At 67.9% G+C, this 20,869-nt stretch carries 19 protein-coding genes and 1 pseudogene; 7 read left to right on the top strand and 13 right to left on the bottom strand.

The genetic code is table 11. The features are described 5' to 3' along the window. Positions 1–154: 154 nt before the first annotated feature. Positions 155–646, bottom strand: coding sequence for a pyridoxamine 5'-phosphate oxidase family protein (locus tag ACT86A_RS18810; protein ID WP_445093455.1), 492 nt, complete (start codon positions 644–646; stop codon positions 155–157). Positions 647–821: 175 nt separating this feature from the next. Here ACT86A_RS18810 and ACT86A_RS18805 point away from each other — a divergent pair, with 175 nt between their 5' ends. Beyond that, positions 822–1,382: a TetR/AcrR family transcriptional regulator gene (locus tag ACT86A_RS18805; RefSeq protein WP_445093454.1), complete on the top strand. Its 561-nt coding sequence runs from the start codon at positions 822–824 to the stop codon at positions 1,380–1,382. 42 nt (positions 1,383–1,424) lie between these two features. On the opposite strand, the gene ACT86A_RS18800 is transcribed toward ACT86A_RS18805, so the two are convergent. Together ACT86A_RS18800 and ppc are read right to left on the bottom strand one after the other, a co-directional pair. Then, entirely contained in the window at positions 1,425–2,120 is a 696-nt protein-coding gene (locus tag ACT86A_RS18800) for a type 1 glutamine amidotransferase domain-containing protein (RefSeq protein WP_445093453.1), read from the bottom strand. Positions 2,121–2,189: 69 nt separating this feature from the next. Continuing rightward, positions 2,190–4,958 carry a phosphoenolpyruvate carboxylase gene (ppc, locus tag ACT86A_RS18795; RefSeq protein ID WP_445093452.1) on the bottom strand — a complete coding sequence of 923 codons (2,769 nt, stop codon included), beginning with the start codon at positions 4,956–4,958 and terminating at the stop codon, positions 2,190–2,192. A 195-nt stretch (positions 4,959–5,153) separates the two neighbouring features. Between ppc and ACT86A_RS18790 the strand changes: the two are divergent. Then, a pseudogene (locus tag ACT86A_RS18790) lies at positions 5,154–5,336 on the top strand (hypothetical protein); the annotation flags it as partial. A gap of 50 nt (positions 5,337–5,386) precedes the next feature. Next, positions 5,387–5,926 carry a DUF3558 domain-containing protein gene (locus ACT86A_RS18785; RefSeq protein ID WP_445093451.1) on the top strand — a complete coding sequence of 180 codons (540 nt, stop codon included), beginning with the start codon at positions 5,387–5,389 and terminating at the stop codon, positions 5,924–5,926. A gap of 8 nt (positions 5,927–5,934) precedes the next feature. Here the strand turns inward: ACT86A_RS18785 and ACT86A_RS18780 are convergent, their stop codons facing one another. From ACT86A_RS18780 to infC, 9 genes are all read right to left on the bottom strand, one after another. Further along, positions 5,935–6,960, bottom strand: coding sequence for a hypothetical protein (locus ACT86A_RS18780; RefSeq protein ID WP_445093450.1), 1,026 nt, complete (start codon positions 6,958–6,960; stop codon positions 5,935–5,937). Between the two features lie 42 nt (positions 6,961–7,002). Then, on the bottom strand, positions 7,003–7,506 hold the full coding sequence (locus ACT86A_RS18775) for a PspA/IM30 family protein (RefSeq protein WP_445093449.1): 504 nt from the start codon (positions 7,504–7,506) through the stop codon (positions 7,003–7,005). 38 nt (positions 7,507–7,544) lie between these two features. Continuing rightward, positions 7,545–8,312 (bottom strand): alpha/beta hydrolase, encoded by a 768-nt coding sequence (locus ACT86A_RS18770; RefSeq protein ID WP_445093448.1) that lies wholly within the window; start codon positions 8,310–8,312, stop codon positions 7,545–7,547. A 74-nt stretch (positions 8,313–8,386) separates the two neighbouring features. Further along, complete coding sequence (gene pheT / locus ACT86A_RS18765; RefSeq protein WP_445093447.1) at positions 8,387–10,891, bottom strand: phenylalanine--tRNA ligase subunit beta; 2,505 nt, start codon at positions 10,889–10,891, stop codon at positions 8,387–8,389. Positions 10,892–10,924: 33 nt separating this feature from the next. Continuing rightward, positions 10,925–11,986, bottom strand: coding sequence for a phenylalanine--tRNA ligase subunit alpha (pheS, locus tag ACT86A_RS18760; RefSeq protein ID WP_445093446.1), 1,062 nt, complete (start codon positions 11,984–11,986; stop codon positions 10,925–10,927). Between the two features lie 463 nt (positions 11,987–12,449). Beyond that, positions 12,450–13,247, bottom strand: coding sequence for a TrmH family RNA methyltransferase (locus tag ACT86A_RS18755; protein WP_445093514.1), 798 nt, complete (start codon positions 13,245–13,247; stop codon positions 12,450–12,452). Between the two features lie 40 nt (positions 13,248–13,287). Further along, positions 13,288–13,668: a 50S ribosomal protein L20 gene (rplT, locus tag ACT86A_RS18750; protein WP_040777418.1), complete on the bottom strand. Its 381-nt coding sequence runs from the start codon at positions 13,666–13,668 to the stop codon at positions 13,288–13,290. A 110-nt stretch (positions 13,669–13,778) separates the two neighbouring features. Then, positions 13,779–13,973: a 50S ribosomal protein L35 gene (gene rpmI, locus ACT86A_RS18745; protein ID WP_040777415.1), complete on the bottom strand. Its 195-nt coding sequence runs from the start codon at positions 13,971–13,973 to the stop codon at positions 13,779–13,781. Between the two features lie 58 nt (positions 13,974–14,031). After that, positions 14,032–14,697 carry a translation initiation factor IF-3 gene (infC, locus tag ACT86A_RS18740; RefSeq protein WP_445093513.1) on the bottom strand — a complete coding sequence of 222 codons (666 nt, stop codon included), beginning with the start codon at positions 14,695–14,697 and terminating at the stop codon, positions 14,032–14,034. Between the two features lie 373 nt (positions 14,698–15,070). Between infC and ACT86A_RS18735 the strand changes: the two genes are divergently transcribed. Next, a complete protein-coding gene (locus ACT86A_RS18735) occupies positions 15,071–15,256 on the top strand; it encodes a hypothetical protein (protein ID WP_445093445.1) in 186 nt (61 codons plus the stop codon). 5 nt (positions 15,257–15,261) lie between these two features. After that, a complete protein-coding gene (locus tag ACT86A_RS18730; protein ID WP_195153457.1) occupies positions 15,262–15,603 on the top strand; it encodes a DUF1844 domain-containing protein in 342 nt (113 codons plus the stop codon). 205 nt (positions 15,604–15,808) lie between these two features. Here ACT86A_RS18730 and uvrA read toward each other — a convergent pair whose 3' ends face one another. Further along, positions 15,809–18,760 carry an excinuclease ABC subunit UvrA gene (gene uvrA, locus ACT86A_RS18725; RefSeq protein WP_445093444.1) on the bottom strand — a complete coding sequence of 984 codons (2,952 nt, stop codon included), beginning with the start codon at positions 18,758–18,760 and terminating at the stop codon, positions 15,809–15,811. A gap of 370 nt (positions 18,761–19,130) precedes the next feature. On the opposite strand from uvrA, the gene ACT86A_RS18720 reads away from it, so the two are divergent. Then, entirely contained in the window at positions 19,131–20,477 is a 1,347-nt protein-coding gene (locus ACT86A_RS18720) for a diguanylate cyclase domain-containing protein (protein WP_445093443.1), read from the top strand. A gap of 11 nt (positions 20,478–20,488) precedes the next feature. After that, on the top strand, positions 20,489–20,848 hold the full coding sequence (locus ACT86A_RS18715) for an antibiotic biosynthesis monooxygenase family protein (protein WP_445093442.1): 360 nt from the start codon (positions 20,489–20,491) through the stop codon (positions 20,846–20,848). The last annotated feature ends 21 nt before the right edge of the window (positions 20,849–20,869 follow it).

Raw genomic sequence — 20,869 nt, 5'->3', positions numbered from 1 at the left:
GTACCGGCAACGGTACGTGCCACGCCCGTGACCAGGGGATTCGGCATCGACCATGCAGCGCACCGGCGGTAGCGGGTCGAATTGTCAGCTGCGGCGGCGAAGTGTCCCACCCCACTCCGATCGGCCGGTGCGGCGACCTTCGCGCTCGCTGAATTCAGTCCTTGTGCACCACGCGCTCGCCCTCGGTGGGCTTCCAGATGGTGATGTCGAGGCGGTTGTCGATGAGCTCTACGGTCGAGGCTCCGGTGAGATCGGCGACGTAGAAATGGTCGAACTCTTGGCCGCGGATGTCGAACTCGCTCTCGTCGAACAGGTGCTGGGCGAAGCGGGCGTGCAGGTCCCGGTCGGACAGGTCGACCACGGTACCGAAGAGTTTGGCGTCGCCGTCGCCGACGTTCGTGTCCACGGTGGCGGTGTGCAGGCAGAAGCGCGGATCCCGGGCCAGATCGCGGAACTTGGTGGTCCCCGGCATGCCCACGATGACGAGGTAGTCCTCGAAGATGCGCGGCTCGACCGGACTGATCCGCGGGTATCCGTCGGAACGGAGCGTGCCGAGCATGCATAAATTGCCCGCGGCACGGTGCCTGCGCAGGAAGATCTCGGCGACGTGCGGCGCTTCTTCGGTGAATCGGCTCCAACTGGTCATAGAGACGACGGTACGGCCGGCGGCAGCGGTAGACACAAGGGTTTGCGCGACTGCCCGACCGCCATGACCGGCGTCCATCAGTCGACGAAGCGCTCTGCCGCCTACCTGACACAGTCCTGCTCACGACGCAGATCTGCGGCGGCAACGCCGATCACTACCGATGTAGTATCGCGGAGTGGCCACCAAACGCGAACTCGTCCTGGACGCGGCGATCGATCTGCTGGGATCTCGCGGCATCCGCGCGCTCACCCACCGCGCGGTCGATGAAGCCGCGGGGATGCCCGCCGGGTCGGCCTCCAACTACTTCCGCACGCGGGAGGCGCTGCTGATCGGCATCGCCGAGCGGCTCGAAGCACGCGACCACACCGACTGGGTGATACTCGGCCGGCAGCCGGTACCGCGCACGATCAACGAACTCGTCGACGGCATGACCTCCTTCGCCGTACGCGCAGCGCGGACCGACCGGGTGCGAACCCTGGCCCGTTATGCCATGTTCCTCGAAGCACGGACCTCGCCCGCGCTGCGCGAGACCGTGCGGCGTGGACACCGTCGGCTGGCCGACTGGGTCGCAACCCTGGTGGCGGGATTCGGCGCCGACCAGTCGACAACGCAGATCCTCGTCGACCAGTTCGACGGAATCATCCTGCACCAGCTGGTCGATCCGGCACCGGACTTCGATCCACGCCCTGCGCTGGACCGGTTGGCGCGCGCGCTGATCGACGGCGCAGCCGGTTGACGGTGGCGGACCGGATCGCTAGCGGCGGGGTGGGCTTGCGCGTCACGCGAACTCCTTCATCAGCCGCTCCGCCAGGACCTCGGCCGACTGGGGGTTCTGCCCGGTGAACAGATTTCTGTCCTCCACAAGGTAGGGCTTCCAGATCTCGCCACGGCTGAACTCGATGCCGACCTTTTCCTTCAGCTCGTCCTCGAGTAGCCACTGCGCTTTGTCGGCGAGTCCGACGCCCTCTTCCTCTTCGTTGGTGAAACACGTTGCCCGATAGCCCTTGAAGGGCGACTCACCGTGGATTCTGGTGGCCAGCATCGCCGCGGGAGCGTGACAGACGATCGCGAGTGGTCTGCCCGAGGCGAGCTGTGCGCTCAATATCCGGCCGGCGTCGGCATCTACACAGAGGTCCTGCATCGGGCCGTGACCGCCGGGCAGGTAGACCGCGTCGTAGTCTTCGACCCGGACGTCGGAGAGTTGCAGTGGCCGGCGCATCGTCTCCGCGGAACGAATGATGGCCTCCAGATCGAGGGCTCCCTGCTCGCCGCCTGCCATAGCGGGGCGCAGGCTCATCATGTCGACGTTCGGCGTGACCCCGCGTGGTGTCGCGACCACGACCTCATGGCCTGCGTCGGTGAGCGTCTTGTACGGCCGAGCGAACTCCTCGGCCCAATAGCCGGTCGCGTACCTGGTGCCATCCTTCAAGACGAGGTATGTGGCTCCCGAGATCACAAAAAGTATTTTCGCCATCACAGACACGCCTCCTCATCCCCCGCTTCAACAGTGTGGGAGGGCCGGCCCGGATTCATTGTAGGCTGCTCAGCCGGAGTTGCGCAGGGCGGTGGCCAGGCCGTTCATGGTCAGCAGGATGCCACGCCTGACCAATTCCGAGTCGTCCCCGGCGCGCAGGCGGCGCAGCAGTTCCACCTGCATCTGGTTGAGCGGCTCCAGGTACGGGAAGCGGTTGTGGATGGACTCGGCCAGGGAGGGGTTGTCGGCCAGCAGATGGTCGTTGCCGGTGATGGCGGCGTGCATGCGGATGGTCCTGGCGTGCTCGTCGCGGATCATGCCGAAGATCTGCTCCCGCAGTGCCACGTCGTCGACGAGCTCGGCATAGCGGGCAGCGATGTCCAAGTCGCTCTTGGCCATCACCTGGGCCAGGTTGGACAGCACCGTCCGGAAGAACGGCCAGCGCCGGTACAGATCCGCCAGGGTCGCCAGACGCTGCGGGTCGCCGCCGATCCACTGCTCCAGCGCAGCGCCGGTGCCGTACCAACCGGGCAGCATCACCCGCGCCTGGCTCCACGACATCACCCACGGGATGGCGCGCAGGTCGGAGACCGAGCTGGTCGGCTTACGCGACGCGGGCCGGCTGCCGATGTTCAGGTCGCCGACCTCGGCGACGGGCGTGGACCGGCGGAAATACTCCACGAAACCAGGAGTTTCGTGCACCAGCCGCGAATACGCCGCCCGGGCGCGGGCCGCCAGATCGTCCATGATCGCGTAGGACGGCTCCGCGTCAGGGCCGAGGCCTTCCACGTCCAGCAATGTCGACTCCAGAGTGCCCGCGATCAGCGACTCCAGATTGCGGTGCGCCGCACCGGGTTCGGCGTATTTGGCAGCAATCACCTCCCCCTGCTCGGTGAGTCGCAGCGAACCGCGCACCGCACCCGCAGGCTGAGCGAGGATCGCGTCGTAGCTACGACCACCGCCACGGCCCACCGTCCCGCCGCGACCGTGGAACAGCCGCAACCGGATTCCCGTCTCGCGAGCCACCTCGACCAGGTCCAGCTCCGCCCGGTACAACGCCCAGTTGGCGGCGAGGTACCCGCCGTCTTTGTTGGAGTCGGAATAGCCGAGCATCACTTCATGACGCATCCCCCGTGCCACCACCAGCTCACGGTAGACCGGAACCTCCAGCGCGGCGGACAGCGTAGTTGCCCCCGCCCCGAGGTCCTCGATGGTCTCGAACAGCGGCACGATGCCCACCGAACAGCTCGGCGGGCCGTCCGGCTCGCCCGGGTCGAGCAGTCCGCCTTCTTTCAGCAGCAGGGCGGCTTCCAGGACGTCGCTGACCGACGTGCACATGCTGATGATGTAGTTCGGCACCGCTTCCGCGCCGAGAGTCCGCACCACATCCCGTGCCGCGCGGACGATGTCGAGTTCCTTGGCGGCCACGTCGCTCAACCGCGCCTGCGGACCGAGCAACGGGCGGCGGGTGCGCAGCTCGGCCGCGAGCAGCTCCACCCGCCGGGTCTCCGGCAGACTCGCGTAGTCCGGGTGCACCCCCGCCCAAGCCAGCAGCTCCGCAACCACTTGCTCGTGTATCTCGGAGTTCTGCCGCAAGTCCAGACTTTGCAAGTGGAAACCGAACGTCTCCAGCGCGTGGCGCAGCGAGGCGAGACGGTCGTCGGCGAGCACGCCATCGCCGCTGCGCCGCAGCGAGGCGTCCACGGCGTCGAGGTCGTCCAAGACCGCCTGCGGGGTCGGATACGGCCGCGCCGCGACATCCGATCCGTTCGGCGCGACCGCCCCGAGCGCGGCCTGTGCGGTAGCGGTCAGGCGAGCGCGAATATGGTGCAGCGCACGGCGATACGGCTCGTCGGCGTGCGTGGCCGGATCGGGATATCCCGGCTCGGCGAGCGCGGCCACCTCGGGCGTCACCGCGACCAGCCGGGCCGACAGCGACAGCGTCTTCTCCAACTCGACCAGCTCGTGCAGGTAGCGCTCGAAGGCGACACCCGCGGCGCGGTAGGCGGCCTGACGCACAACATCGGCGGTGACGTACGGGTTTCCGTCCCGGTCGCCGCCGATCCATGACCCGGGCCGCAGGATCGGACGCGCCAGCAGCTCGACACCGGGCCAGCGTGAACGCAGCGCGGCGCGCACTTCGGCATTGATCGCCGGAATCACGTCGAACAGGGTGAGGTCGTAATAGCGCAACCCCACCGAGATCTCATCCTGGATGCGCAAGCGGGCCAACCGGATCAGCGCCGTGCGCCACAAGCTGAGCACCTGACGACGGATCCGCAACTCGAGCTCGGCGCGCTCGCGTTCGCCCTCGGTGTAACGACGGCGGCGCATCAACTCGGTGATCCGGGCTTGCACGTCGAAGACGGTGCGGCGGCGGGTCTCCGTCGGGTGTGCGGTGATCACCGGCGACACCAGCGCGTCGGCCAGCAGATCGGCCACCCGGTCGCCGGCCGGCGCCGCCGCGTCCAGCTTGCGGTAGGTCGCCGCGAGCGACGAATCCTGCGGCGGCTCACCGGCCGCCTCGTGCGCGGCACGGCGGCGGTCACGCTGAATATCCTCGGCCAGGTTGGCCAGCAGGACGAAATAGCTGAACGCGCGGATGAGCGGCAGAGCTACCGCGATGTCGACACCGTTCAGCATTTGCGCGACAGCGCTGCGCCCGACCTCTTCGCGGCGCACTCGAAATGCCTCGACGCGCACCCGCTCGATGAGGTCGAAAACCTCCGGGCCCTCGTGGTCACGGATGGTGTCGCCGAGCACACCACCCAGGAACCGGATGTCATCGCGCAGCGGCCGGATGGCGTCCTGTGGGGTGTCGATCGTCGATTCGCCCATAGTCAGACAGTATTGTCCTCCGGACCGCGGGGCTACTCGACCCGGCGGACGCCGAACCGAGGGTGGCCTCGAGCCCTGGAGTCGACAAAAGCGCAGGTGGGCTCCCGCGGGCGCGTAATCTGCAGACCGGCACCCCGCACTGCCGCGAGATGGTCTCCTGAGCGACCTCGACCCGGCTGCTTCGGAGCCGGGCTGGTGACCAAGAAGCGCCAGCTCACCGTGGTCGGGGCGAACGAGCACAATCTCCGGGGCATCGCTGTCAGCTTCCCGCTCGGCGTGCTCACCGCGGTGACCGGCGTATCCGGATCGGGCAAGTCGACGCTGGTGAACGACATCCTGGCGAACCGGCTCGATCACGCACGACAGGTACCGGGCCGGGCGCGGCTTTGGTACAGTCCGGCCCGACACTGCGAAGGGTAAGAGAGCGGATGGCGCACCGAATCACGTTGGTTCCCTTGGCGGTAGCACTCGCGCTCGGACTGGCCGCCTGCGGCGGCGACGCGTCCAGCGGGTCACCGGCCGCGACCAGCACACAAGCCAAGGGCGCGACCGGTACGCAAGCCCAGCTGTTCGACCCGTGCACCGGTATCCCGGAGAACGCGTTGACGACAGCCGGACTCGACCCCGCCACCAAGCAGGTCGGCGTCGGCGGCGTCGAACAACCCGGCTGGGAGATCTGCGGATGGAAAGGCGCCGACTACACCCTCGGCGTATTCTCCACCAGCGCATCCGCGGCCGAGTTCGAGCGCAAGCCGGGCAACGTCGACTTCCAGGACATCACCATCGCCGGACGCGCGGGCCGCCAGTTCCGCGTCGAAGGCGCTGCCAAGGATCAGATGTGCGACGTGCTGTTCGCCGCCGGGCAAGGTTTGCTGCAGCTGACGCTGGTGAACAAGAACGCCGGACAAAGTCCTTGCGAGCGGCTGGCGCAGGTCGGCGAGGCGATCGTCCCGGCGCTACCGGCCTAGCGGCGCGCTTATTCCCCGCCGAGGATGCCGAGCACCGCGTCGGAGGTATAGAACGGCGCCAGGCGCTCCCGAATCAGCTGGGCCAGAACGCCTTCCCGCTTCGCGCCCTCGATGACCGCCGGGCCGTAGCGCAGAATTTCCTTGGCGAGGTCGTCGCCACCGAGACCGAGTTCGGGCAGCATGGCCGCCAGCGTGTAGTCGCCGTACTTGGTGTAGAAAACCTCGACACATTCGTCCACGAGCAGCCCGAAGTACGGCTTTTCGCGGGTGGTGACGGCGATTTCGTAGCACAGCAGCACCAGCTCGTTGAGATCACACTGGGTCAGATACTCGCGCAGCCCGCTGACCGGTTCGTCGGCGTGTAGATCCCAGAACTCCATCGCGGCGTCGTGCACCGGTGCGTCGCGCAGCATCTCGCGGATCGCGTTGTTGGTGCGCTTGAGCGCGAACAGCGCGCCTTTGCCCGCGAGGTCGCCCACGAAGGTGCTGTCGGCAGCGACCCTCTTCGCCCGATTGGCGGCGGACTGGCCCAGCGACATGAGCGAGGAGACGCCCGGGATCTTCTCCGCGCGTTCCCGATTGGCCTGTATGAAGTCGTTGACCAGCTTGTCCACGAACTTCGAGGCGACGGTGGCGACCAGCGGGCTCTCGGTGAGCCGGTCCAGGATGCGCTCCTGCGCCTGGTGCATACCGAAGATCTTCTCCAACAGCGCCTCGACCGGCTCGCGGTCGACCACCTCGCCGAGCGTGTAGTCGTGGTTGGCGCCGATGTGGTCGTAGATCGAGTCGGCGAACACCCCGACCATGTCGGCGAGCACCGGGCTGCCGCCGATCAGCTCGATGACGGTGCGGACGGTCTGCTTGGCCTGCTCGACCTCGACGATATCGCGGAAGACGAGCGTGTCGGCGACGGCCAGCACGGCTTCGGTGTCGCGGGCGATCACCTCGGCGAAGCGGTCGCCGGTCACCTCGGCGAGGACGAAGGCTACCTGGGCGTCCAACAGCCGTTCGGCGACCGCACGCGGCTCGCTCATAGCATTCCACCCATCACGGTCGTCCGGCGCGCCCGGCACGGATCACGGCTGGTCCGGGTCATTGCCGTGCAATGACTTCCGAATCCGATCCAGGCGCTCACGCGCGGCCTTCTCGCGTGCCTCCCATTGTTCGTCCACGCTGCGGCCCGCAGGAGTTCGCCGGTCGAGTTCGCCCATTCCTTGCGCGGTGCCGAAGCGCTGCTCGACCTTATCGCGAACCGACTCGAAAGTCGGCACGCCCGAAGCCGAATATCCACCGCTCCCCACGGGTGCGGACCCACCCGGCGGCGGTACCGGTACCGAGGAAGCACCGCCGACCTGCCCGGACACCTCCGGCACCGAAACGGGCGGCGAAGCATCCCCGGATGACGTGGCAGCAGTCACATCCACCGGGCGGCCGGCAGCACCGGATTCGAGCAGTCCGACCAGCGCCGCGTGAACTGCCGCGAACCCGGACCGTCCCGCGGTCGCGACCAGCAGGACACCCGCCAATTCCGGGTCGGACAGTCCGGCCAACCGGCTCGCGATATCGCTGTTGTCACCCATGACGCCAGGCTACGCAGCGGTGCCGGCTCGGGCGTCGATCACGGTCGGACGAGCGGATGCGCCCAGTTCCGCACCAGCTCGAACCAGGCCGAGCCGCCCACGACGATGAGGTCGTTGTGTCCCGCGCCGGGAAACACAACGAGCCGTTTCGGCTCCCTGGCCGCGGCGTAGAGCCGTTGCGCGTGCCGCAACGGCAACAGTTCGTCCTGGTCTCCGTGCATGATCAGCACCGGGGCACGCAGCTCGCGGATGCGTCGTTCATTCGGGTACGCGTTCGGGATCAGCGGTGCGGGCAGGAACGGGTACACCGAGCGCGCCGCGTCGCGCAGGCCGGTGAAGGTGGACATCAGCAGCAACCCGGCCGGTGGGTGCTGCTGCGCCAGCTCGAGCACGACGCCGCCGCCGAGCGACTTCCCCAGGTACAACACATGATTCGGATCGACACCGGGTTGCGCCAGCAGCGCCGCGCGGGCCGCGCGGGCATCGAGATAGGTGCCGTGTTCACTGGGCCTTCCGGTGCTGCGCCCGTACCCGCGGTAGTCGAAAGCCAGCACGTCGAGCCCCGCCTCGGTCAGCAACGCGAACAGCGCCACCCGGTCACCGATGTTGCCCGCATTGCCATGCGCGAACAGGACGTGCCCGACCGAATTCCGCGCCGGAATCCACCACGCATGCAAGGTCTCCCCATCCACCGTGCGCAGGGACAGATCGGTGTAGTCCATGCCCAGCAGCGCCGGAGTCTGCGCGATTGTCCGTTCCGGCAGGTAGGTCAGCGCGTTGAGGATCGGACTGGCCGGATGTCGCATGCCCCGTTCTTACTCCCGGTCAGCGGCGCGGCGTCAGGCGGGTAGCACGGGCCATGCGACCGCACAGTCTCGCCTCAGCTGCGCAACACCGCACCCACCGCGTCGGCCGCCACCGCGACAGCTGCGTCCCGCGCCGCGCTGGCCTCGTCTTCGGTGAGGGTCCGATCGGCAGCGCGGAAACGCAGCGCGTAGGTGAGCGACTTGCGTCCCTCGCCCGCCTGCGCACCCTCGTACACGTCGAACAGGGCGATGTCCTCCAGCAGCGCGCCACCGCCGGCGCGCAGCGCGGACTCGACCGAGGCCGCCGGAATCGTCTTCTCGACGCTCACCGACACGTCTTGAAGCACGGCGGGGAACGGCGACACCGTCGGCACCGGCCGGGCTTCCCGCAGTGGCAGCGCGTCCAGGTCGAGTTCGACAGCGCAGGTGCGCGGCGGCAGACCCGAACGCTCCAGCACGGCGGGGTGCAGTTCGCCCGCGTGACCGACAACGACGCCCGCCACCACCAACTCGGCGCAGCGACCGGGGTGCCAGGGCAGGCGAGCGGCGGGGCGGCGCTCGATGGTGACGCCCGCCGCGTCGGCGACCTCGTCCGCCAGGGCGAACGCGTCCGCGGCCTCGACCGGGCGGCCGGGTCCCCACGGTCCGCGCGGCTCGCGGCGACCGGTCAGGACGGCGGCCACGTGCACCGGCTGATCGGGCAGCGAGCCGAGCAGCTGGGCAATCTCCTCGTCGGTGGGACGCCGGTCCACCGCAAGAGCCTCGACTGCCCGAGTGTTCGGACCCGGCAGTACCACTTGCGCGATGCCGTAGATGGCCAGATCACGCGCGCCCCGCGAGATATTGCGGGCGGCCACCTCGAGCAGGCCGGGCAGCAAGGTGGTGGCCAATTCGGCGCGTTCCACATCGAGCGGGTTGAGCACGCGGGTGGTGACTCGGCGCGGGTCGTCGGCGTCCAGGCCCCAGGTGTCGAAAACACCGGCGGGGAGGAACATCGGCGGCGGCACCTCCACAGCACCGGCGAAGGCCAATGCGCGGCTCACCGCGCGACGGCGGCGCTGCGCCGGGGTGAGCCCGCGCCCAGCCGGAGCGGCGGGCAGCACGGACGGGATCTGTTCCAGCCCCTCCAGCCGCAGCACCTCCTCCACCAGGTCCGCGGGCGCAGCCAGGTCGGGCCGCCAGCTCGGCGGGGTCACCACCAGCTGACCGTGTCCGGTTTCGCTGACGCCGACCTCGACGGTGCAGCCGATCTGGGCCAGGCGGCGCGCCGAGGTCCCGGTCGGGTAGGTGACGCCCGCGACGCGATCGGCCAGATCGATGTCGATGCGGATCGCCTCAGCGACGGGAACCGGGAGCCGGACGTCGGTGAGCACGGGTTCCACGGTGCCACCCGCGATTTCGGCGAGCAGGCTCGCGGCCCGGTCGAGCGCGACAACGTTGATGTCCGGATCGACCACACGCTCGTAGCGTTTGCCCGCCTCGGACACCAACTTGTGCCTGCGTGCGGTCCGGTAGATCCGCAGCGGATTCCACGTGGCCGCCTCCAGCAGGATGTCGGTGCTGTCCGCGCCCACCTCGGTGCTCGCACCACCCATCACACCGGCCAGCGAGACGACGCCGGAATCGTCCGCGATCACGACATCTTCGATGTCCAGAACTCGCTCGACATCATCCAGGGTGCGCAACTTCTCCCCCGCCGCGGCACTGCGGACCACCAGGCCGCCGGATACCTTCTCCGCGTCGAACGCGTGCAACGGCTGCCCGAGCTCGAGCATCACGTAATTGGTGACGTCGACCGCGGGCGAGATCGGGCGGATACCCGACAGCAGCAACCTGCGCTGCAACCACCAAGGGCTGACCGCCGTCGGGTCGATCCCGGTGACCCGGCGCGCCGCGAAGCGGGTGCACTGCGAACTCGGCTCGACCTGAATCGGCCAGGCCGGCTGCTCGTAGTCGGGCAGCGTCCGCACGGCCGGGTCGGCGTAGTCGAGATCGAAACCGCAGGCCAATTCGCGCGCCAGCCCGCGCACCGAGAAGCAGTAGCCGCGGTCGGGCGTGATGTTCAGCTCGATGACCGTGTCGTCCAGGCCGAGCAGTTCGTTGGCGTCGGTGCCCGGCTCGGCGGTGCCCGGCTCCAGCACCAGGATGCCGGAGTGGTCCTTGCCGATGCCGAGTTCGGCGACCGAGCAGATCATGCCATTGGACACCTGGCCATAGGTTTTGCGCGAGGTGATCTGGAATCCCCCCGGCAGCACACCGCCGGGCAGCACCACGACAACCAGGTCACCGACCGCGAAATTCCGTGCGCCGCAGATGATCTCCTGCAACTCGACACTGCCGATGTCCACCTTGCAGAAACGGATCGGTTTCTTGAACTCGGACAGTTCGGTGATCTCGGCGACCCGGCCGACCACCAGCGGCGGTCGGCCGTCCCCGCCGTCGACGCGCTGGAGCTTGTCGACCTCTTCGACTTCCAACCCGACCCGGACGAATCCCGCGTCGAGTTCCTCCGGCGTCACCGACCACTCGGGGTTGGTGCGCTGGATGATGTCGGTCAGCCAGGACTGCGCTACTCGCACTTGACGTTTCGCTCTCTCGATCGAAGGGTGGGATCAGGACCGGACACCGAAGGGCAGCGTGAATCGCACGTCGCCTTCGACGATGTCGCGCATATCCGGGATGCCATTGCGGAACTGCAGGGTCCGCTCCAGGCCCATACCGAACGCGAACCCGCTGTACACCTCGGGATCGATCCCGCTGGCGATCAGCACCTTCGGGTTCACCATGCCGCAGCCGCCCCATTCGACCCAGCCGGGACCGCCCTTCTTGTCCGGGAACCACACGTCGACCTCGGCGGAGGGCTCGGTGAACGGGAAATAATTGGGCCGCATGCGCGTGCGGGTATCCGGCCCGAACAGTGCCCTGGCGAAGGCGTCCAGGGTGCCGCGCAGGTGCGCCATGGTCAGCCCCTTGTCCACCGCCAGGCCCTCGACCTGGGAGAACACCGGGGTGTGCGTGGCATCCAGCTCATCGGTGCGGAACGTGCGGCCTGGGCAGACCACATAGATCGGCAGGTCGCGTTCCAGCATCGAGCGCACCTGCACCGGAGAGGTGTGTGTGCGCAAGACCTGGCGCGACCCCTCCGGCGCGATGTGGAAGGTGTCCTGCATTGTGCGCGCCGGGTGGTCGGGCAGGAAGTTCAGCGCGTCGAAGTTGAAATGCTCGGTCTCCACCTCGGGGCCCTCGGCGACCTCCCAGCCCATCGCGACGAACACGTCGGCGACCTGCTCGGAGATGACCGTGATCGGATGCCGGGCGCCGACAGCGGTGCGGCGGGCGGGCAGTGTCACGTCGATGGCCTCGGCCACCAGCACTGCGGCGTCGCGCTCGGCCAGCAGCGTGATGCGGCGGGCTTCGAATGCCTCGGACACTCTGCCTCTGGCCAGGTTGACCCGCTTGCCCGCGTCGGCCTTCTCCGACTTCGGGAGGCCACCCAGGGCACGTTGCGCGAGCGCGAGTGGCGCCTTGCCACCGAGGTGTTCGGTTTTCGCGACCGCGAGCGCATCCAGATCAGCGGCAGCGGCGAACGCCTTCTCGGCGGCCGCCGCGGCCGCGGCCAGTGCCTCCTCGGTCAGCGCCGCGCTCTGCTCGCCTGCGTCGATGTCGTCGGCCACGATGCTCCGTCTCTCCCCTGGGGATCGGTACGCGGGTCAGCTGGTCGCCGGCCCACATTGCTGCTGGTAATTCCTGATGACGTGAATGCAGTGTATTCGCGTGACTATATTCAATTCACCGGGATTACCGGCTCAGGGGCAGCCGATGCGCTGAGGATCGACTCGCCCGGTTCGTCCAGGTAGCCACTACGTCGAGCAGCGATACGCGCGCATCATCCCGTATACGGGCCGAACAGCCTGCCGGCACGGCGCTGACCAGGACAGCAACCGGACCGACTGGACTCCGTCACGGGGCAGGCCCTGGATCACCGCATCCTGCGGCCACGCAGGCGCCATACCGGTTCTCCATGCGCGACGCGGCCCACCCGAAGCAGGGGCATGCGATCAGCCCGTCACGGCGACAGCAGCGCGCACCAGCCGATCGGTCCGGCGATTCGAACACAGCACCGCGCGGCGCGGCGGATCAAGCACCGAAGCGGACGCGAGAGTTCGCGTAGAGGCAGATCGCGGCGGCGGTGGCCAGGTTAAGGCTCTCGGCGCGGCCTCGGATGGGAATGCGGACGCGATGGTCGGCGCGGTGCGCGACGGCCGGATCGAGGCCATGCGCCTCGTTCCCGAACAGCCACGCAATGGGCCGGGTGAACAGCTCGTCGGCATCGTCGAGGTCCACTTCGCCGTTCGCCGCGGTCGCCAAGATCGTGATGCCCGCCGCCGCGATCGACTCCAGCGCTTCGGGAACATCCCGGTGCCGCGCGATCGGCACATGGAAGATGCTGCCCGCGCTGGCCCGCACGCACTTGCCGTTGTGCGGGTCGACGGTGTCGCCTGCGAGCAGCACGCCGTCGGCGCCCACGGAATCGGCGACCCGGATGAGGGTTCCCGCGTTACCCGGCTCGGCCATCTCGACGGGAACAGCCAGCATCCGCGGACTCGCGTCGAGGATGCGCGCCACAGGCACCTCGAGCAGATCGCAGACCGCCACCAACCCGGGCGCCGCCACGGTTTCGCCGAGATGCTGTGCCGCGCGGTCGCTGACCAACGTGGTGCGAACCCCCGCGGCGGCCGCGCCCGCGATCAGCGCGTGGTCGCGGTCCGCCGCGGTCCGCGAGTAGAACAGCTCGTGTACTCGTCCGGTGTCCAGCGCGGCGGCGACGGCGTTGGCGCCTTCGGCGAGGAACCGGCCCGCCTTCCGGCGCTGCGCGCTGCGCTGCAGCTTGACAGCGGAAACGACCCGCGGATTGCGCTCGCTGAGCGCTTCCACGGGTCGTTGCGACAGATGTCCGTGTGTCACCGAATCCGGCTCAGGCGGCCGGCGCGTTGACGTCCTGCGGCAGGGCGGCCTTGGCGACCGCGACGAGACCGGCGAACGCCTCGGCGTCCGACACCGCGAGCTCGGCGAGAATCTTGCGGTCCACCTCGACACCGGCGGCCTTCAGGCCCTGGATGAAGCGGTTGTAGGTGATGTCGTTGATCCGCGCCGCGGCGTTGATCCGGGCGATCCACAGCTTGCGGAAGTCACCCTTGCGCGCCCGGCGGTCCCGGTAGGCGTAGGCGAGCGAGTGCAGCTGCTGTTCCTTGGCCTTGCGGTACAGCCGCGAGCGCTGGCCACGGTAGCCCTTGGATGCCTCGAGGATGGAACGGCGCTTCTTCTGCGCGTTGACGGCCCTTTTGACGCGTGCCACTGGTCAGTCCTGTTCGATCTGGGGGCGCGGGGCAGCGCCCGGAAATGGGTCGGGGGTGGCGACGGAGAACCTCCGGTCGCGGGTGCCTATCGGCCTGCGCGGTTGCGCGATCAGATACCGAGCAGCTTCTTCACGCGACGGACGTCGGCAGCCGCGACGACCTCCACGCCGTCCAGACGACGAGTCCGGCGGGTGGGCTTGTGCTCGAACAGGTGGCGACGGTTCGCCTGCTGGCGAAGCAGCTTGCCTTTGCCGGACACCTTGAATCGCTTCGAGGCGCCACTGTGGCTCTTCATCTTCGGCATGGATTCCTCTATCTGTCGTGCCGGCGGTCCTGTGGAGGCGCCGGTGTTCTGTTCGGTGTTACTGCGGACCAGCGGTCTCGGCCTGCTCCGCGGCAGGCTGACCGGCCGCTGCGGCGCTGGGCGCCGGGCGCTGGGTGGACTCCTGCTGCGCCTTCACCCGCGTCTTCGCCCCCTTGTGGGGAGCGAGGACCATGGTCATGTTGCGACCGTCCTGCTTGGCGGAGGTTTCCACGAAACCGAGCTCGGCGACGTCGGAGGCCAGCCGCTGCAGCAGCCGGAAGCCGAGTTCGGGCCGGGACTGCTCGCGGCCGCGGAACATGATCGTCACCTTGACCTTGGATCCGGCCTCGAGAAAGCGAACCACGTTCCGCTTCTTGGTCTCGTAGTCGTGATCGTCGATCTTCGGGCGGAGCTTCTGCTCCTTGATCACCGTCTGCTGCTGGTTCTTCCGAGATTCGCGCGCCTTCTGCGCCGTCTCGTACTTGAACTTGCCGTAGTCCATGATCTTGCAGACCGGCGGACGGGCATCCGGTGCCACCTCGACGAGATCGAGGTCGGCTTCGAGGGCGACGCGTAATGCATCCTCAACACGCACGATCCCAACCTGCTCGCCGCCGGGTCCGATGAGCCGGACTTCGGGAACACGGATGCGATCGTTGATGCGGGTCTCAGTGCTGATGGGGCCTCCTAGGTCAAGCGGTGTCGTCAGACGACCGCGCGCAATAACTGCAACCCCTGTTCAACACGAAGGCCCCGGCGCGAAATTCCGCGACACGGGGCCCGATGTCGACCGGTCGCCGATCGCGAGCGAACTCGGATCGACTCTCGTGCGGCGGTTCTCCTGCGAGACACCGGCACGAGAAACCCGCCCTCGCCGGGCGGGTGACCGGACCGTTGACCGTACGATCACTCGCCGGCAACGGTGGGAGTCGGGCTCCACTTATCAGCCCCGGGCACAACCCGGGACGGTCGTCAGCGGACAGCATAACATTCTGTTCGGCTATCACCGAATCGCGCCGAAAACCGCTTGCCGGACCGCAGGCGTGTACTGGTCTGGCGACGGACCCACGGCCATCGCGCCCCTGCGCGATCTCGGCATGGAATGGGTGCGTGTGCTCGACGAGCTGACCGAACTCGACCTGGATCGCGACGCCGCGTACCCATGGCCCGCCGACGCCGGACCGACCGTCGCGCATCGAGCGGGCTGGGTGAACGCGGAACTGATGAAGAATGTCGCGGAGATCGGCCACCTCCAGATGCTGCCAGCGGCGTCGCTAGCCTGAAGGGCATGACTGACGAGCTCGATGCCTCTGTACGCGAACTGGCCGACATCCCCGCGGTCGAAGTGATCAGCCGCGCCGCCGTGATGTTGATGAGCTCGGCGGCGGAGAAGCTCGGGCTGGCCGACGAGGATCCGGACGCCAGCCCGCGCCGCGACCTGGACGAAGCGCGTCGGGTGATCACCGCCCTGGCCGGACTGGTGACGGCGTCGGTGGAGTACCTGGGTCCGCACGCCGGTCCGATCCGCGAGGGTCTGCAATCACTGCAACGCGCCTTCCGCGAATCCTCCGCCCATCCCGACGAGCCGGGCAAAGGCCCGGGCGAGAAATACACCGGCCCGGTCTACTGAGCCGGAGCCGAGCGCACTCCTGCCACCCTGGCAGCCGCGGGCGAAAGCCGCTCAGCCGACTACGTCGACCTGCCGACCGGCCACTGGCCGATGTGGTCCAAGCCGACGGAACTCGCCGAGCTGATCCACACGATCGGCAATCACTGAGGACACGAACAGCGAAAGCGATGCGGCCCAAGCGATGTGGACCGCATCGCGCAATGGGTCAGCCGACGGCCGCCGCCTTCTTCGCCACCCGCTTAGTGGCCTTGGCAGCGGCCACCTTCTTCGCCGGAGCCTTCTTCGCCGCCTGCGGTGCGGGCGGCTGGTTCAGCACCTCGCTGAGGAATTGGCCGGTGTAGCTCTCCCCGACGGCCGCGATGTCTTCCGGCGTGCCCTGCGCGACCACGGTGCCGCCACCGGATCCGCCCTCCGGACCCATATCGATCACCCAGTCTGAGGTCTTGATGACGTCCAGGTTGTGTTCGATGACGATCACCGTGTTGCCTTTGTCCACCAGCCCGTTGATGACCGCGAGCAGCTTGCGGATGTCCTCGAAGTGCAGACCGGTGGTCGGCTCGTCGAGGATGTACACCGTGCGTCCGGCGGACCGTTTCTGCAGTTCGGCGGCCAGCTTCACGCGCTGGGCCTCGCCGCCGGACAGGGTCGGCGCGCTCTGGCCGAGGCGCACGTACCCGAGCCCGACGTCCACCAGGGTCTTGAGGTAGCGGTGGATAGACGTGACCGGCTCGAAGAATTCCGCGGCGTCCTCGATGGACATGTCCAGCACCTCGGCGATGGTCTTGCCCTTGTAGTGCACCTCGAGGGTCTCCCGGTTGTAGCGAGCGCCGTGGCAGACCTCGCACGGGACGTATACGTCCGGCAGGAAGTTCATCTCGATCTTCAGCGTGCCGTCGCCGGAGCAGGCTTCACAGCGGCCGCCCTTGATGTTGAACGAGAACCGGCCCGGCTGGTAACCACGCACCTTCGCCTCGGTGGTGGCGGCGAACAGCGTGCGGATTTTGTCGAAGACGCCCGTGTAGGTGGCCGGGTTCGACCGTGGCGTGCGGCCGATCGGCGACTGGTCCACCTGCACCAGTTTGTCCAGGTGGTCGAGCCCGTTGACCCGGGTGTGCCGGCCCGGCACCTGCCGCGCGTGATTGAGCCGGTTCGCCAGCACCGTCGCCAGGATGTCGTTCACCAGCGTCGACTTGCCCGATCCGGATACGCCGGTCACCGCGGTGAGCACGCCGAGCGGGAAGCTGACATCGATGCCCCGGAGATTGTGCTCGTTCGCCCCGACCACAGTGAGCTGGCGCTTCTTGGAGACCGGCCGGCGCACCAGCGGTACCTCGATGCGCTCCCGGCCGGAAAGGTACGCGCCGGTGAGCGAATTCGGCTCGGTGAGCAGCTCCTCGTACGTCCCGCTGTGCACTACCGTGCCGCCGTGCTCGCCGGCGTGCGGACCGATATCCACCACCCAGTCCGCGGCGCGAATGGTGTCCTCATCGTGCTCGACGACGATCAGCGTATTGCCGAGATTGCGCAGCCGCGTGAGGGTTTCGATCAGCCTGCGGTTGTCCCGCTGGTGCAGGCCGATGGACGGCTCATCGAGCACGTAGAGCACGCCGACCAGCCCCGAACCGATCTGAGTAGCGAGTCGAATGCGCTGCGCCTCGCCACCGGAGAGGGTGGCGGCCGCGCGGGACAGCGACAGGTACTGCAAGCCGACATCGAGCAGGAAGCCCAGTCGCGCCTGCACCTCCTTGAGCACGTGCCCGGCGATGGCGGTCTCGCGCTGTCCCAGGGTCAGGGAGTTCAGGAACGAGGAGCATTCGCCGATGGACAGGTCGCTCACATCGGCGATGGATTTCTTGTCGCCGTTCGCCTCGATGGTGACCGCGAGGATCTCCGGGCGCAGCCGAGCACCCTTGCACACCGGGCACGCGACATCGCGCATATACCCGTCGTAGTGCTCTTTCATCTGCTCGGACTCGGTGCTCTCCAGGCGCCGCTGCAAGAACGGCATCACGCCCTCGAAATCCGCGTAATACGAGCGTTTGCGGCCATAGCGGTTGGTGTAGGACACATGCACCTGGTCGGAGCTGCCCTCCAGCACCGCCTTGCGCGCCTTCGGCGGGAGATCCCGCCAGGGCGTGTCCATGGCGAAACCGATCGAATCGGCCAGGCCGGACAGCAGCCTGGTGAAATACTCGGCGGACTGCCCGCGCGACCAGGGGGCGATCGCGCCCTCGCCCAGGCTCAGCCCCGGGTCGGGCACCACCAGGTCCGGGTCGACCTCCTTACGGATGCCGAGACCCGTGCAGTCCGGGCAGGCGCCGTAGGGCGAGTTGAACGAGAACGAGCGCGGCTCCAGGTCCTCGATGTCGAGCGGGTGACTGTTCGGGCAGGCCAGGCGCTCGGAGAAGCGGCGCTCCCGGTCGTGCGCGTGCTCCTCGCGGTCGACGAAATCGAGCACGACGATGCCGTCGGCCAGCCGCAACGCCGTCTCGATCGAATCGGTGAGACGCTGCTTGGAGCTCGGTTTGACCGCGAGGCGATCGATGACCACCTCGACATCGTGCTTCTCCTGCTTCTTCAGCTTCGGTGGATCGGTGAGTGGATACACCACGCCGTCGACCCGCACACGGGAGTAGCCCTGCGTGTTCAGCTGGTCGAACAGGTCGACGAACTCGCCTTTGCGGGTGCGCACCACCGGCGCGAGCACCTGGAAGCGGATGCCCTCTGCCATGGCGAGCACCTGGTCGACGATCTGCTGAGGCGTCTGCTTGGCGATCAGCTCGCCGCACACCGGGCAGTGCGGGGTGCCCGCGCGCGCGTAGAGCAGGCGCAGGTAGTCGTGCACCTCGGTGATGGTGCCCACGGTCGAGCGCGGGTTGCGGTTGGTCGACTTCTGGTCGATCGATACCGCGGGTGAGAGACCTTCGATGAAGTCGACGTCGGGCTTGTCCATCTGGCCCAGGAACTGGCGCGCGTACGCCGACAGCGATTCGACATAGCGCCGCTGCCCCTCGGCGAAGATCGTGTCGAAGGCCAAACTCGACTTACCCGAACCGGACAGACCGGTGAACACTATGAGGCTGTCGCGGGGCAGGTCGAGATCGACTCCCTTCAGGTTGTGTTCCCGAGCTCCGCGCACAGTGAGGCGTTCCGCCACAGGCTGTCCCTTCTCCTTCGTGTTCGGCGTCCAGACGTACTCCCGCCGCCATGCTAGGCATTGGCACCGACAAGTTTCGCGGACCACCCTCACCTCGATGCATGGCGGGATCCTGCGGTCGGACAGTGCGGATGGAGCCGGGAACAGGCCGGGACGCCTCCGTAGCATCACCCTTCCCGGCACCACCGGTCAACAACGTGTCGCGGCCGGTCATTCCCCTGGGAGGTGGCGCGGTCCCGCCTGGTCGAACCCGAAATAGTGCCGGTACTGTGATCAGAGCAATAGCGTGGACGATGTGATCTTGTCCACGCCGATACCACAATAATCCCGTGCTCCAATGGCCATAATGGGTCGACGATCGGGGGTTCGAGTGGGTGATGACAAGCTGGCCGCCGCGGTCGACGCCGCCGAGCAGCTGGCCGCGCGCTATCGCTCCCTGGTCGAGCACACCCCCGATGGGATCTGCGTGCACGAGGCCGGGATGGTCGTCTATGCCAATCCCGCGACCGTCCGCCTGCTCGCCGCCGAGAGTGCCGAACAGGTGGTGGGCCGGCCGCTCACCGACTTCGTCCATCCGGCTTCGGTCCCCGGAATGCTCGCCCGCATCAGCGCACTGACCGTCGCGGGCGCGGCCTCGGTACCGACCGAGATCACCCTGGTGCGACTGGATGGCGTCAGCGTGCCGGTCGAGACGGTGTCGGTGCTGACCGCGTGGCACGACCGCCTCGCCCATCAGGTGGTCATCCACGATCTGACCGCGCAACGCCATGCTGAGGCCGCGCAACGCAGGGCCGAGCACTTCTTCACCACGGTGGTCTCCCAACTGGAGGAGGGAGTGGTGGTGATCGATCCGGAGGGGCGGATCGAATCGATGAATCCAGCCGCCAAACGTATCTTCGGCAGCGAAGGACCCGACCGGCACGTGATCGGCCGCACCATTCAATCGCTGCCGCTGGCGCTGCTGGACGCCAACGCTCAGCCGTTGCCGCCGAGCCGCCATCCCGTGGCACGCACCCTCGCCACCGGTGAGACCATCACCGGCTACGTCTTCGGCGTCGACCGCGTCGACGGCCAGCGCCGCTGGCTGTCGGGCAGCAGCCGCCTGCTCAATCCCGGCGACGCGCGTTCGTCGGCGGTCTCGTCCTTCGCCGACATCACCGAATTCCGCGCCAGCAGGCGGCAGCTGGAATACCAGGCCACGCATGATTCGCTGACCGGCCTGGCGAACCGCTCGCTGATCCTGTCCCAGCTGGCCGCCGCACTGGCCGGTACCGAGGAACTGCTGCCGGTGTCCACCGTGTTGTTCATCGATCTGGACGGGTTCAAGGCGATCAACGACACCCTCGGACACGCCATCGGCGACACCGTGCTGCAGATCGTCGCGCAGCGGCTGCAACGCGGGCTGCGTGGTGACGATATCGTCGGCAGACTCGGCGGTGACGAGTTCCTGGTGCTGTTGTCCGGCCTCACCCGGCGCGTCGAGATCGATGCGCTGGTCGCCCGGCTGCGTTCCACCATGGCCGAGCCCATCATCGCCCGCGGGCACCGGATCCAGGTGAACGCTTCGATCGGAGTCACCGCGCTCGGTGCCGGCGACCGGCGCACCCCGGAGGCTGTGCTGCACGACGCGGACCTGGCGATGTACCGCGCGAAGCCGCCCGGACACCGCGGTGGCAGCATCTCGAGCCGTAGACCCAACAGCACCCACGCTTCCTGACAGGCCGCCACATGATCGTCGAACACGCCCTGCTGCCCGTTCCCCCGGAGTCGGCCGCCGACTTCGAGGCCGCGTTCGCCGCCGCGCGGCCGATCATCGCGAGCATGCCCGGATTCCGGTCGCTGTCGTTGTCCCGCGGCATCGAGTCGCCGGGCAGCTACCTGCTCCGGGTGGAGTGGGATCACCTCGACGATCATGTCGTCGGGTTCCGCGGGTCGCCGGAATACCAGCGCTGGAAGGACCTCTTGCACCACTTCTACCGCCCCTTCCCGGTGGTCGAGCACTTCGCGCCGGTGCCGCTCACCTCGAGCGACAACCAGGCCATCGGGGCGCCACCTGCGATTACGGCGAGCTCTGTGCAACCCCAGTAGACTCGACAACCCTGCTTTCCA

The organism is Nocardia glycosmidis, assembly GCF_052545115.1.
This window is presented reverse-complemented; position numbering and strand designations above follow the sequence as displayed.

Coding starts and splice junctions, on each gene's coding strand:
- ACT86A_RS18810 (WP_445093455.1), bottom strand. CDS start 646: ATGACCAGTTGGAGCCGATTCACCGAAGAAGCGCCGCACGTCGCCGAG.
- ACT86A_RS18800 (WP_445093453.1), bottom strand. CDS start 2,120: ATGGCGAAAATACTTTTTGTGATCTCGGGAGCCACATACCTCGTCTTG.
- ppc (WP_445093452.1), bottom strand. CDS start 4,958: ATGGGCGAATCGACGATCGACACCCCACAGGACGCCATCCGGCCGCTG.
- ACT86A_RS18785 (WP_445093451.1), top strand. CDS start 5,387: ATGGCGCACCGAATCACGTTGGTTCCCTTGGCGGTAGCACTCGCGCTC.
- ACT86A_RS18780 (WP_445093450.1), bottom strand. CDS start 6,960: ATGAGCGAGCCGCGTGCGGTCGCCGAACGGCTGTTGGACGCCCAGGTA.
- ACT86A_RS18775 (WP_445093449.1), bottom strand. CDS start 7,506: ATGGGTGACAACAGCGATATCGCGAGCCGGTTGGCCGGACTGTCCGAC.
- ACT86A_RS18770 (WP_445093448.1), bottom strand. CDS start 8,312: ATGCGACATCCGGCCAGTCCGATCCTCAACGCGCTGACCTACCTGCCG.
- rpmI (WP_040777415.1), bottom strand. CDS start 13,973: ATGCCGAAGATGAAGAGCCACAGTGGCGCCTCGAAGCGATTCAAGGTG.
- ACT86A_RS18735 (WP_445093445.1), top strand. CDS start 15,071: ATGGAATGGGTGCGTGTGCTCGACGAGCTGACCGAACTCGACCTGGAT.
- ACT86A_RS18730 (WP_195153457.1), top strand. CDS start 15,262: ATGACTGACGAGCTCGATGCCTCTGTACGCGAACTGGCCGACATCCCC.
- ACT86A_RS18715 (WP_445093442.1), top strand. CDS start 20,489: ATGATCGTCGAACACGCCCTGCTGCCCGTTCCCCCGGAGTCGGCCGCC.